The organism is Mucilaginibacter sp. PAMB04274, assembly GCF_039634385.2.
Taxonomy (GTDB): Bacteria; Bacteroidota; Bacteroidia; order Sphingobacteriales; family Sphingobacteriaceae; genus Mucilaginibacter.
The window spans coordinates 5,150,412-5,163,406 of sequence record NZ_CP155081.2 but is presented as its reverse complement, the minus strand read 5'-3'; the positions used below and the strand labels follow the sequence as shown (position 1 = coordinate 5,163,406).

Genomic DNA, 12,995 nt, shown 5'->3' with positions numbered 1-12,995 from the left:
TGTATTACCTGTATATATGGAGTGTTACTCTTCTACCACCTCGCTATGCGGGCTGCTTACTTCTTCTTCCTCCTTTTTAAAGTAGCGGTTCTGGTAAATCAGAATCAGAATAACGCCTACTGATATGGCCGAATCGGCCAGGTTAAATATAGGTCTGAAGAATTTAAATTCTTCGCCGCCCCATACCGGCATCCAGGCCGGGAAAGTGCCCTGTATAATAGGGAAATAAAACATATCCACTACACGTCCCTGAAATATAGGGGCATAGTCGTATATCAGGCCATAAAAGGTCGAATCGATGATATTACCCAGTGCACCGGCAAATATAAGGGCAACGTTAAGGATAAGGCCACGGTGGTATTTATGCCTGATAAGGTAAACGAGGGCATAGCCAATACCGCCTACCGCAAAAATACGAAAGATGGTCAGAGCCAGCTTGCCGGCTACTCCGCCAAGCTCCCAGCCAAAGGCCATACCATTGTTCTCGGTGTACAGTAACATGCCTCTATCGCCCAGAAAATGTATTTCCTGGCCCATACTCATATTATTGCGTACCCATACTTTAATTAACTGGTCGGCCACTATTACCAACAGCGCTAAAAGGAAAGGTTTAGTGTACGATGCCTTCATGTATTACTGCTTCAGTTTTGCTTCCATGCTCAGCGTGGTATGAGGCACGGCACGCAGGCGCTCTTTTTGTATTAGTTTACCAGTTTCGCGGCAAATGCCGTAGCTTTTGGTTTCAATACGTACTAAAGCAGCCTCTAATTGCTCAATAAACTTTTTTTGGCGGGCAGCCAGCTGGTTAATCTGTTCTTTTTCTAAGGTGGCAGAGCCATCTTCCAGTGTTTTATAAGTACCTGCGGTATCATCAGTACCATTCAGGTTGGGGTTGCTTAGTGATGAAGCCAAAGCATTAAGCTCCTCGCGGGCAATGCGAATTTTATCCAGTATCAGCTCTTTAAACTCTTGTAGTTCGGCGTCTGAGTATCTTGTTTTTTCTGGTTGTGGTGTGCTCATTATACTTTATTAATTAAAATTCTTATTTCTATATCTTCTATAGTTACTGGTTCGCCTTCAGTTAGGCTGTCAACTAATTGAATATCAACGGCTAAAATTTCGGCGCAAATATAGGATAAATTGTTTTTAACCGCATTGCTGATTAGCAGATGGTTACTGAGGCGTACATTTATCTTATCGGTAACTTCAAAATTGTTAGACTTACGCAGGTTTTGTATACGGTTGATGAGCTCGCGCGAAATACCTTCCTGTTTTAGTTCGTCGGTTAGGGTAACATCTAAAGCTACGGTTAGTTTTCCCAAATTTGCAACCTGCCATCCCGGTACATCTTCTGCTATAATTTCAACATCAGCAGGTAGTATCAGGTAATGGGTATCAGGTATTTGTATCTGGCCATCTGCCTCTAATTTTGCAATATCTTCCTGACTAAAAGCAGTTATGGCTGCGGCTACGGCTTTCATATCCTTACCCACCTTTTGGCCTAACGCTTTAAAGTTGGGTTTTATTTTACGTTTAATAAAGCCTGCAGTATCGGTAATGTATTCAATGGCTTTGATGTTGGTTTCAGATAGTATTAGTTCCTTTACCTCGTCAACCTGGTGCTCAAAGTTCTTGTCTAGTATGGGTAGTAATATTTTGCTCAAAGGTTGGCGTACGTTGATGCCTACTTTTTTGCGTAGCGATAGTGTTAGTGACGAAATGTCCTGTGCCAGTTGCATGCGTTCTTCTAATTCTTTGTCCACCAAATTGGCATGGTAAACCGGGAAGTCGGCCAGGTGAACCGATTCAAATTGCTCTTTACCAGTAGCGGTATTTAAATCGTTATACAAACGCTCGGCAAAGAACGGCGCAATAGGCGACATCAGTTTAGATATTGTAACCAAACAAGTGTATAGCGTTTGGTAGGCCGATATTTTATCGGCAGAGTTGTCTGATTTCCAGAAACGGCGGCGGCTCAGGCGTACGTACCAGTTGCTCAGGTGCGCATCGACATAATCCTGAATAGCACGGGCTGCTTTGGTTGGTTCAAAATCGGCAAAGTAACCGTCAACTTCCTGCGTTAAGGTATTAAGTAACGAAAGTATCCAGCGGTCAATCTCTGGCCGTTGACTCAGTTCAATTTCGGGCTGACTATAGTCAAACTTGTCGATATTAGCGTAAAGTGCAAAGAAAGAATAAGTATTATAAAGCGTGCCGAAAAATTTACGGCGCACTTCATCCAAACCTTCAATATTAAATTTGAGGTTGTCCCACGGCGATGCATTGCTGATCATATACCAGCGGGCAGCATCGGCACCATACTGCTCAATCGTTTCGAACGGATCAACTGCGTTGCCTAAACGTTTAGACATTTTGTTGCCGTTCTTATCCAGCACCAATCCGTTAGATACCACGTTTTTGAAGGCAATGCCCTGGTTTTGTACCAGTCCGTTAACCGCTTTCACTTCATCACTGGCCTCGCTTAGCATAACCGCTATGGCGTGCAGGGTAAAGAACCAGCCGCGTGTTTGGTCAACACCTTCGGCAATAAAATCGGCCGGGTAGGCGTCGGCAAATGCTTCCTTGTTTTCGAACGGAAAGTGCCATTGTGCATACGGCATAGCGCCCGAGTCGAACCAAACGTCGATCAGATCCGGCTCGCGGAACATCTTTTTGCCGTTTGAGGAAGTCAGTATCACATCATCCACATAAGGGCGGTGCATATCATCCAGCTTAAAGCCTTCGGGCATAAAGCCAGCAGTTATTGATCGGGCAATTTCCTTGTTAAGTTCTTCAATGGAGCCAATACATTTCTCTTCGTTGCCATTTTCTTCGCGCCAAATAGGTAGCGGCGTTCCCCAGTAGCGTGAGCGAGAAAGATTCCAGTCTACTAAATTTTCGAGCCAGTTACCAAAGCGGCCCGTACCGGTAGCTTCTGGTTTCCAGTTGATGGTTTTGTTCAGTTCTATCAGTTTATCTTTAACGGCAGTGGTTTTAATAAACCAGCTATCCAGCGGATAGTATAAAATAGGCTCATCGGTACGCCACGAGTGCGGGTAGCTGTGCTCATATTTTTGTACGTTAAAGGCTTTATTGTCTTCTTTTAGTTTGATGGAGATGAGTACATCTGTTGGCCTAAAGCCTTGCTCATCGCGCTCTGCCTGCGTATAGTATTCTTCTTTAACATAGCGGCCGGCAAAATCGGTTACTTCATCCACAAAACGGCCTTGCTTGTTCACCAGCGGTACTTCTTTGCCGGTTTCATCAAGTACCATTACAGATGGTACGTCATTCTCTTTACAAGCCCTAAAGTCATCAGCACCAAAAACAGATGCGGTGTGTACGATACCCGTGCCATCGCCAGTGGTTACAAAATCAGCCGGAATAACGCGGAAAGCTTTTTGCTCCAGCTCAGCATTTGTGACGTAAGGCATGAGTTGGTGATAGCGCAGACCAACTAAATCGGCCCCTTTAAAGGCGGCTTTAACCGCCCACGGAATAACCTTATCGCCTTCTTTATATTCGTCAAAAGATGCGTTTTCGCCCTCGGCCTTAAAATATTTATTTACCAGTGCTTTGGCCAGTACTACGCTAACCGGTTTAAAGGTGTAGGGGTTAAGGGTACTGATTTTTACGTATTCAATATCCTCGCCTATGGCCAGCGCACAGTTAGATGGCAGTGTCCACGGCGTGGTGGTCCAGGCTAAAATGGCGGTTTCCTCACCCGGCTCACTAAACAAGGTTTGCATAAGCGGGTGCTGCTGGTCGTTCTTTAAAAAGAACTGAGCCGTAATGGTGGTATCTTTCACCATTTTGTAGGTGCCCGGCTGGTTCAGCTCGTGCGAGCTTAAGCCCGTGCCCGATTTGGGCGAATAAGGCTGTACGGTATATCCTTTATACAGCCAGCCCTTGTTATAAAGCTGCTTTAATATCCACCACAGGGTTTCAATATATTTGTTTTCGTAAGTTACGTAAGGGTTTTCCAGATCAACCCAGTAGCCCATTTTAAGGGTGAGGTCATTCCATATGTCGGTATAACGCATTACCTCCTTGCGGCAGGCTTCGTTATAATCTTCAATGGATATCTTTTTGCCAATATCGTCTTTGGTAATGCCGAGTGATTTTTCGACCGCCAGCTCAATAGGCAGGCCGTGGGTATCCCAGCCGCCTTTGCGTTTTACCTGGTAACCCTTTAAGGTTTTGTAACGACAAAAAATATCTTTAATTGACCGTGCCATAGCATGGTGAATACCGGGCATGCCGTTGGCCGATGGCGGGCCTTCATAAAAAGTATAGGGATTGCTGGCCGGACGGGTGCTGATGCTTTTTTCAAAAATGCTGTTCTGTTTCCAAAACTCCAGTACGTCCTTGCCTATCTGTGATAAATTTAATTGCTTATATTCCTTGTACATCAGTGTTTTCCACAATATTAAAGAGGGTGCAAAATTACGGATTTTAAAAGTAATAATTTAGCCGTTATGTGAAAAGTATGGTTAAAGTTAAGTTAAACAATCGCTCAACCTATCAAACGGGGGCGGTGTAATAAACATTATTGTTTTTTATTGCGTTCTGCCTTGTTCATCAGAAGAGCCTGAAGTGCGTTTGCGCACCTCTATCTGGAATTGCCGAAGTTGTAAGTAACATTTAAACGAATGTTGCGGCTATCGTACTGGCTTTTATTAGTGTAATTTACATTGCCGTATTGTACCGAGGGCGCTTGCGAAAGCAGTTGCTTGAATTTCTTGTTAGTGAGCATATAAACACTTGTGCTTTTACATCCGGTTTTCTTCGCTGGTAGCTCCGGTGTTACGGTTACGCGCAGTTTTAATTTTCAGGTTGCCAAACTGGTAGGTAAAGCCAAGGGAAAAGCGGCGGCTCTCCCACTCGTTTTGCCACGTGGTATTAATGTTATTGTATTGCAGCACGCTACGGTAACGGTTGCCAAAAAATATGTCGCGCACTTTAAAGCTAAGCGTAGCTTTTTTATCCAGAAATGTTTTGTTGATAGCGGCATCAATCTGCGAGCCCGATAAGGTACGGGCCAACCCCGATATAGACGGCGAGTAGTAATAGCCCGATAACTGGATACGGAAATTTTTAGGCAATGTGAAAGTTTGGTCGGTACCGGCCGACCACGAAAGGCGTTCAGAACGGTAAGGTGTGCCTTGCGTCATGGTATTCACTTTATCGTAAGAGGCGTCGAGGTTAGCGGTTACGTTCCACCATTTTTTGATGTTGAAGCTGCCTGCGCTGGTGGCGTTCAGGCTGCTGGTATTGCCCAGGTTTTGGTAGGTGGCAATGCTTTCCTTAGTTTGGTCGTTTTGGCTAATGATGGTGCTTACAGCATTATTCACCCGCACATAGCTCAGGCTTAACACCTGGAAGCTTTTATAGGTATAACTCATGAGCCATGATTTAGAGAAGGAGGGCTGCAGGTACGGGTTGCCTTTAATGGCCGTGTAAGGATCACTGAAAAAAGTGAAAGGGTTTAGGTTGCTATAACCCGGCCGACTGATGCGGCCGCTGTAAGAAGCATTAAGCTGATGATCGATATTGATTTTATAAGCTGCAAACAAGCTGGGAAACAGTTTCCAGTAATTGCGGCCTACTACTTCTTGCTGCGTAATAGAGTTACCGGTTGATACCGTTTGCTCGGCACGCACTCCGGCTTTAAATTCCCACTTTTTGCCAACTGTTTTATTAAAGGTAAGGTAACCGGCATTGATGTTTTCGTCATACAAAAAATGGTTGCTGCGACGCAGGTCAGTTATCCAATTGCCGGCAGTGAGGTTCTCAAAACGGGCATTGTTATTAGTGCTTACCCAGCTGCTTTTCCAGCCGGTTTCGGCTCGCCAGGTTTTGGCAAAAGGCCAAACATAATCAACTTTTAAAGAGCGGATATTGTATTTGGCCGGATTGTCATTTCTCTGCTTTACCGTATCGCCGAGGCGGGTGCCGGCAGCATCAAAATATATGTTGCTGAAAGTTTCGTTATTAATGTTACTGCTGCGAACATAATCTGCATCGAAAGATAGCTTTTGACCTAACGTGTCAATAGCATAGCTGTAATTCACATTAAAGCTATAGGTGCGGGTGTTGGTGTATTGCGGTTTTAACATATACACGCTACCAATTTGCTGCCCTAACTGGTTTGTGGTAACCGAGTTGCTGGTTACTTTGGCATTTTGTGGGGAGTTGTAACCCCTGAACATAAAACCAAAAGTTTGTTTGGCTGTAGCAAAATAATCGGCCCCGGCGGTATAGCTGACATTATCACCAATGGGGTGCCAGTAATTTTCCTGGCTATATAAATCGGTACCTATTTGCCTGCCTAAATTGAGTTTGTTATAGGAGGCAGCATGGCCGCCATTTGCACGGGTATAAAAACTTAGCTTTCCGGTGTTGTAATTTAAGTTGGCGCCGCCAAAAACTTTGCCATAGGTGCCGTATACCGTAGTAGCTGTGGCTGTACCATTAAAACCCTGCAGGCGGTTACGTTTCATAATAATGTTGATTACTCCTGCGGTACCTGCGGCATCGAAGTTGGCAGGCGGGTTGGCAATCAGTTCAATCTTACTTACCGCATTAGCTGGTAATGACTTTAAGTAGTTGCTTACCTCGCTGCTGCTCATGTAGGTCATGCGGCCGTCAATCATAATGTTTACGCCACCGTTGTTGCGGTATAATATGTTGTCGTCTTTATCCAGTTTAATACCCGGCGCCTTTTTTAGTACCTCCAGCGCATTATCACCTGTGGTAATCATTTTTTCTACGTTTACCACCAGGCGGTCGCTTTTTTGCTCCAGTTGTGGTACTTGTCCGTTTATGGTTACTGCTTTGAGTACTTTTGTGCTGTTTTTTAACACCAGAGCTGGCAGTGTAATGCTTTGGCCGGTAAAACTGAAGCTATTGCTGGTTGAATTCTGAAAGCCCATCATAACGGCTTTAACTACATAGCTTCCGTTTTTAGGGTTAGTAAAACGGAAGTTGCCATTAGCGTCGGCTATTTGCGCTGATACGGCTGCTGAATCGGGTAGGTGTAGCAGTTGTACAGTTGCCCCCGGCAGGGTTTCGCTGCTGGATTTGATCTGCCCGTTAACCGATGCGGTTTGGGCAACGGCCAGGCGGGTTAAATTACAAATTGTGATAAGGCTTAGGATGAATATCTTTTTCATGGATCAATTAATACGTTGTGCTTGATGATCCAAAAGTGCAGCAGGGCGTTGCGTGTATAAAGTATACTATCCCAACAGTCTTAAACTTTATCTAAACACTAATTCATCCGCGTTTTGGACTTGGGCAGGCGTTTGCATTACAAAAAAGGCGGTTGATATAAAAATTTTAGCGGCGGCAGTTAATTGCCGTACTTTTAGGTCATGAATAAACGCAGGGTTATCTTATACCATGTTTTGGCTTGGGCGGCCTATTTTATCTACTTATTTATTGGTGGCTTCTTTTTACAGCCAGGCGGCAAAACGCTTCATATAGAGGTGAGCTTTTTATTGCAAATCAGTTATACGCTGGCAACAATTGCAACCTTTTACTATGCCTATGCGCTGGTTCTGCCCGGGTTGGTACGCCGTAAATACCGTTTACTATATGTTATTGCCGCTATTGCATCGCCGTTCGTTTTCATCGTGGCGCGCTACCTGCTCGAGGAAATGCTATACCCGTTAATTTTCGGGTTTCACAATTATACCGACGATACCACACTCACGCATTATTTTTGGGATAACGTTTACCGCGGGTTGCCTTCTATAGCCTTTGGCTCGGCGGTTTGGGGAGTAGTAAATGCATACCAACAGCAAAATGAAAACAAGCAACTGCGCGAAGAAAAAGCCCGGGCTGAGTTGGCTTTTCTCAAATCACAGATCAATCCGCATTTTTTGTACAATACGCTCAATTACATTTACTCGCTGGCCTACCCGGTATCAGATCAGCTGGCCGATGCTATCATCAAATTGTCTAACCTAATGCGCTACATGCTAAATGAAAGTAAGGATGGACGCATTGATCTGGAAAAGGAGGTAGACTACCTGAACAATTACATTGACATTTACCGGCTGCGTTTCGAGGATAACTTTTATGTGGAGTTTAAAACCGAAGGCGACATTGCCGGTAAGCGGCTGGCTTCTCTGGTGTTAATTCCGTTTGTGGAAAATGCCTTTAAACACGGGGTGGTTGATGATGAACAGCGACCTGTTAAAATACAGTTAAAAGTGATTGGCAGCCGGTTGAACTTTATAGTAAGTAACAAAATTAATCGCAATCAAAAAGATGCTTCCAGCGGAGTAGGACTGGTTAATATACGCCGCCGGCTGGAATTGATTTACCCCGGCAATCATGAACTGCTCATTGCCGATAACGGGATTACCTATAAAACTACGCTCAACATCAATTTATAAATTATTTTAGCCTTATGATACGTTGCCTGGCGGTTGATGACGAAGCTTATGCGGTAAAATTAATTGCCGATTATATTAATAAAGTGCCTTTTTTACAATTGGCGGGTACCACTACCAGCGCCATCGATGCCTTGAGCCGTGTGCAGCAGGGAAATATTGACCTGGTTTTTCTGGATATACAAATGCCCGATTTAACCGGCATGCAGTTTTTAAAACTATGCGGCAGTAAATGCAAGGTCATCTTAACCACCGCCTATCCGGAATACGCGCTGGAAGGCTACGAGCATGATGTGATAGACTACCTGCTGAAACCTGTAGCCTTTGACCGGTTTTTGAAAGCGGCGCAAAAGGCGTTTAACCAATTGCAGCCGCCAGTAAGTACAGATGCGGGAGGTGCAAAATTCCCGGTACCCTCAACCTCGCTGCCCGAAAACCCGCTGTCTGCTCCAACAGCTCTGCTCCCAAACTATATGTTTATTAAAGGGGAGAGCAAGAATAAGTTTTTGAAGGTAGCTTATGATGAGATTTTATACATTGAGGGACTGAAAAACTATGTATCGGTGTTTACGCTGGGCCAGCGAATGGTTACTTACCACACCCTGCGCGATCTGGATGCACAGCTGCCCCAGCCGCCATTTTACAGGGTGCATAAATCCTACATTATCAATATTAATCAGATCCGTATGGTTGACGGGCATACCATTTACATACAAGACCAGGCTATTCCCATTGGCGAAACTTACCGTGAGGGGTTTTATAAAATAATAAAGGAAGAATAGCCCCTCTTAAGTGAGAGTTTAAAGCGCTAACCCGACCAAAAAACGTCATTTATCGTCATCATTAAGACTTTGCTATATTTGCTATATCACCTGTGAAGTAAAAATGGATAAGCAAGATATCATCAAAATAGCGATCGTAGGGCCTGAAAGTACAGGCAAATCGGCCATGTCGGCTTATTTGGCACAGCACTACCAAACGGTTTGGGTGCCCGAGTTTGCGCGTGGCTATTGTGAACAACTAACCGGCGATTGTACTTTTCAGGATGAGATTAATATGTATTACGGTCAGCTGGCCCTGGAGCAGGAACTGCTGCCTAAGGCAAATAAACTGCTCATTTGCGATACTACGTTTATTACTATTAAAATTTGGAGCGATGAGATGTTTGGCCGTGCCCCGCAAGAGGTGCTGGACCAACTGCCCAAGCACACCTATGATCTTTACCTCCTTTTAAACATTGACCTTCCCTGGCAGGATGACCCGCTCCGCAACTTCCCCACTAAGCGTGAGCATTTTATGGCCGTTTGGCACCAGGAGCTAAAGGCATTAAATGCTAATTATGTTGTAATATCAGGCATTGGCCAGCCGCGGTATGACGCGGCAGTTGCCGCTATTGAAGGTTTTTTAGATTCGAAAACCGAAGATTCAATTTCGGACTTGTAACTCCCGCTGCTACGTTTATTCGCACACGCTTTTTAAGAACTTGAGCGGATCGGCCTGGACTAATAGGCTGCACGCATATAAGCGTAAACCTGACCAGGCAATAGTTGATCTCTTGGCGAAGTTTAAGCGCTTAGTTCTTCATAAGCGGCGGTTAGGCTGCGTTTGATGCCATCGCCTTGCCAGTCGGTTACACCAGGTATGCTGGTTGCGGTCAGTACTTCCTCTTTAGTTTTGCCGGCTTTAATTTGCGCGTTTACAAAATCAACCAGGCGCTCCATATAGTTTTGCATGGCTTTCAAGTCGGCCATACTGCCGGTAACTTTCTCCGGGTCAAAGGCATGCCCAAATACAAACAGGGTATCCTTGCTGAATTGCTTTTGTGCCTTTTGCAATGTGGTTATCCAGGCCTTAACAGATGCGCCTGCTGTGCGGTCAACAAAAGGATAACGGCGGTTAAAAACCAAATCGCCGGTATGCACAATGTTGGCATGCTCAAAATGTATCATGCTATCGCCGTTAGTATGGCCCGCGCCAAAATAGTAAGCATGTATGTTTTCGTCACCTACTTTCGCCTTCCATTCAGTGGTAAAGGTGGTATCCGGAAATAATTGCTTTTCTTCGCTTTTTTGCGCCTTGGCTACGTTTTGCTGATTGGCAAGCGAGTTGGCATGGGCAGCTACCTTTTTGGCAATGCCCTTAAAGGCAATGTTTCCACTGGTATGGTCGCCGTGGTGGTGGGTGTTAATTAACCACTCAATAGGCTTTTCCGACTGCTTCTTTAATTCGGCAATCAAATGTTCGGCCTGTGGCGGAAACTCAGCATCCACTACAGCAATGCCATCTTTGTTGGTAAGCCAGGCAATAGTGCCGCCCTGCTCAGTAAATATACCTACGTTATTGCGCAAGGGCTTAAATTTATAAGCGGGCTGTAAAAGCCACGAGGCAAAACTACTTTGACTGCTTAAGGCCAAAGCCCCTGCTGATAATAAACTATTGGCAATAAAACGACGGCGTTGCATAGGATGAACATTGGTTTGTTGAGCCCAAGTTATTAAAAACTATTAAGAAAAGCAGTGCGGAAGGCATACAATAGAGAAATATAAAAGCACCTGCCGTTTTCACAAACAGGTGCTCAGCATATGGGTGTAGAAAACAGTTTTAGATTACAAGGCTAAGCGGTTACCGTTAAGGTGCTGCCGCTTATGCTTACGGTATAAGCTTTTAGTGCTTGTGCAGCTGGGCCAAGTAACACCGTGCCCGATGTGCTGAATTGGCTACCATGATTAGGGCATATAAACCGCCCTTGTGCTGTGTTGTAGTTAATAGAAGTACCTTGGTGGGTGCAGGCAACTTGTACGGCGGTAAACGACGCGGGGGCAGCGCCGGCCGCAAGCCTAACCAGAATAACGCCGCTGGCCACCTTAAAGTCGCCCACATTTTTTATTTCTGTATCCAGATTGGCAGTAAACAAGCCGGTACTGCCACCTGTTGGCGGGGGTGTGGTGCCTGGGTTGCCGCCCGGAGCTGGTTCATCTTTAGGGTCGCTGCCGCAGGAGTATAAGCTGCAGCCGGCGCAAACCGCTGCCATAGTGATGCCAAACTTGGCTAAAAATTCTTTTCTTTCCATTGCAAGAGATTTTAGTCGAATGATTTAATAAGTGCTTTTATGCTTTCCGTTAAAGCTGAATACACGCGATATGGTAAAGCCTATGCGGTATTGACCCTTACTCCAGTTAGATTCAGTATCGGCCAGGTAATTAATGGGCGATATGGCTTGCGCATTGCTTAGGTTAAGGGTAAATACGTGCCCCCCGGTTTCAATTTCTATACCTACGCCCAGCGGATCGTAAAACCCTGGGCTATTGTTGTTTTTGCGGAAGGATGAAAATGGATGCGCATAATCTACCACAATCCCCATGCGCTTGGTAACTTTTAAGCGCCCTGCCGCCGATAGCGAAAAAATGTTTTGCTCATTGCCTGCCAGGTAAGGGAAAGGTAGGTTGTTGCGTAAAAAGGATGGCGCTATTTGCAAAGAAAGCCTTGGCGAAAACTTGCGGGCTATAATTGCTTGTACAAAATAGTTGAGGCGGTTGGTGTAATCATCATACACATTAGTAGCCACGCTGTAAGGTTTTAGGGCGGTACGGCCAACTACAGTTAGGGCAAATGGCATGCTGTTATCTGTTTTTTGATGAAGCAGGTTATACTTTAGTCCAAGCTCCAGTAACTGTTCGTACTTGCTCCTGAAAAAGTCTATATCCAGGTTGTTAGTGAGGCCGTATTCAAAACCAATCAATATGTCTGAGGAGTTATCCAGTCCCCACATGGTTTTGCCACCGCCGTCAGTTCCGGCTACATCGCCAAAGCGGTGAATCACCATAAAGTTGAGGTTGTTTTTCTTGATGGTTTCAGAGGTTTCGGACAGAATGAGACGGGTGGCTTTAAAGGTGGCTAATACCGGTTCGCTCTTTTCGCTGCTGGCCAGGGCATTCATGAGCGAATCGGTTGATGGGGTTTGAGCTTTAAGGCAGCCATAGCCCACCGTGAGCAGCAGGGCGGTAAACAGGATTTTTTTCATGTGGTATAAATTTGAGCGGTTGAATGCTATTGGTAAGGTGAGTAGGTAGCGGCTACCTGTACCCGTATGGTTTCGGCAATGTTCTTGAACACAATAGTGGGTATCTCGATCTTGTGGTCTTTGCACTGTACCATAAACTCCGAGGCCATGCTCACTACGCCTTTATTTACCGTTATTTTGCCGTTGATGGTGCGGTTTTGCTTAACACCATGCACCTCAAAAACGCCGGTTGCAGTAATGGCATAAGTGCCATCTTTATCTAGAGCGGGGAGCTGTTGTATTTTGCCTTTAAAGGAAGCGTTGGCATACTTGTCGCTCTCCATGTAATTCTCATTAAAATGCTCCTGCATGAGCGATTTTTGAAACTGGAACGAGCGAATAGGTACGCTGAAAGCCAGATCGCCGGTAGTGGCATTAAATACTGAGGTGCCCTTTTGCGATACGGCGTCAATATCTTCCAATGGCGCCTTGGAGAACAGGCTAATTCTGGCATTTTTACACACATAGGTTCCCTGTATCGCCTGGCTGATGTGCATCCAGGCAATAAAAATCATAACGATATGTTTCATAAG

The 12,995-nt window shown here is 45.1% G+C and carries 12 protein-coding genes; 3 read left to right on the top strand and 9 right to left on the bottom strand.

Translation table 11 applies throughout. From position 1 onward, the window contains the following. Positions 1 to 24 precede the first annotated feature (24 nt). From ABDD95_RS22335 to ABDD95_RS22315, 5 genes are all read right to left on the bottom strand, one after another. A complete protein-coding gene (locus tag ABDD95_RS22335; RefSeq protein ID WP_345949579.1) occupies positions 25 to 630 on the bottom strand; it encodes a lipoprotein signal peptidase in 606 nt (201 codons plus the stop codon). 3 nt (positions 631 to 633) lie between these two features. Further along, positions 634 to 1,020 (bottom strand): TraR/DksA C4-type zinc finger protein, encoded by a 387-nt coding sequence (locus ABDD95_RS22330; RefSeq protein WP_345949578.1) that lies wholly within the window; start codon positions 1,018 to 1,020, stop codon positions 634 to 636. Further along, a complete protein-coding gene (gene ileS, locus ABDD95_RS22325; protein WP_345949577.1) occupies positions 1,020 to 4,412 on the bottom strand; it encodes an isoleucine--tRNA ligase in 3,393 nt (1,130 codons plus the stop codon). Before ileS ends, ABDD95_RS22330 begins: the two co-directional genes overlap by 1 nt. Before the next feature lie 200 nt (positions 4,413 to 4,612). After that, complete coding sequence (locus ABDD95_RS22320) at positions 4,613 to 4,756, bottom strand: hypothetical protein (RefSeq protein WP_345949576.1); 144 nt, start codon at positions 4,754 to 4,756, stop codon at positions 4,613 to 4,615. A gap of 16 nt (positions 4,757 to 4,772) precedes the next feature. Further along, positions 4,773 to 7,175, bottom strand: coding sequence for an outer membrane beta-barrel protein (locus ABDD95_RS22315; RefSeq protein WP_345949575.1), 2,403 nt, complete (start codon positions 7,173 to 7,175; stop codon positions 4,773 to 4,775). A 201-nt stretch (positions 7,176 to 7,376) separates the two neighbouring features. On the opposite strand from ABDD95_RS22315, the gene ABDD95_RS22310 reads away from it, so the two are divergent. From ABDD95_RS22310 to ABDD95_RS22300, 3 genes are all read left to right on the top strand, one after another. After that, positions 7,377 to 8,405, top strand: coding sequence for a sensor histidine kinase (locus tag ABDD95_RS22310; RefSeq protein WP_345949574.1), 1,029 nt, complete (start codon positions 7,377 to 7,379; stop codon positions 8,403 to 8,405). A 14-nt stretch (positions 8,406 to 8,419) separates the two neighbouring features. Next, on the top strand, positions 8,420 to 9,184 hold the full coding sequence (locus ABDD95_RS22305) for a LytTR family DNA-binding domain-containing protein (protein ID WP_345949573.1): 765 nt from the start codon (positions 8,420 to 8,422) through the stop codon (positions 9,182 to 9,184). 103 nt (positions 9,185 to 9,287) lie between these two features. Beyond that, positions 9,288 to 9,845: an ATP-binding protein gene (locus ABDD95_RS22300; RefSeq protein ID WP_345949572.1), complete on the top strand. Its 558-nt coding sequence runs from the start codon at positions 9,288 to 9,290 to the stop codon at positions 9,843 to 9,845. Between the two features lie 122 nt (positions 9,846 to 9,967). Here ABDD95_RS22300 and ABDD95_RS22295 read toward each other — a convergent pair whose 3' ends face one another. The 4 genes from ABDD95_RS22295 to ABDD95_RS22280 all read right to left on the bottom strand — a co-directional run bounded on the left by ABDD95_RS22295 (position 9,968) and on the right by ABDD95_RS22280 (position 12,992). Then, on the bottom strand, positions 9,968 to 10,864 hold the full coding sequence (locus ABDD95_RS22295; protein ID WP_345949571.1) for an MBL fold metallo-hydrolase: 897 nt from the start codon (positions 10,862 to 10,864) through the stop codon (positions 9,968 to 9,970). Positions 10,865 to 11,016: 152 nt separating this feature from the next. Continuing rightward, complete coding sequence (locus ABDD95_RS22290; RefSeq protein ID WP_345949570.1) at positions 11,017 to 11,472, bottom strand: Rieske 2Fe-2S domain-containing protein; 456 nt, start codon at positions 11,470 to 11,472, stop codon at positions 11,017 to 11,019. Between the two features lie 24 nt (positions 11,473 to 11,496). Further along, on the bottom strand, positions 11,497 to 12,423 hold the full coding sequence (locus ABDD95_RS22285) for a DUF5777 family beta-barrel protein (protein ID WP_345949569.1): 927 nt from the start codon (positions 12,421 to 12,423) through the stop codon (positions 11,497 to 11,499). A 26-nt stretch (positions 12,424 to 12,449) separates the two neighbouring features. After that, on the bottom strand, positions 12,450 to 12,992 hold the full coding sequence (locus ABDD95_RS22280; RefSeq protein WP_345949568.1) for a YceI family protein: 543 nt from the start codon (positions 12,990 to 12,992) through the stop codon (positions 12,450 to 12,452). Between the last annotated feature and the right edge of the window lie 3 nt (positions 12,993 to 12,995).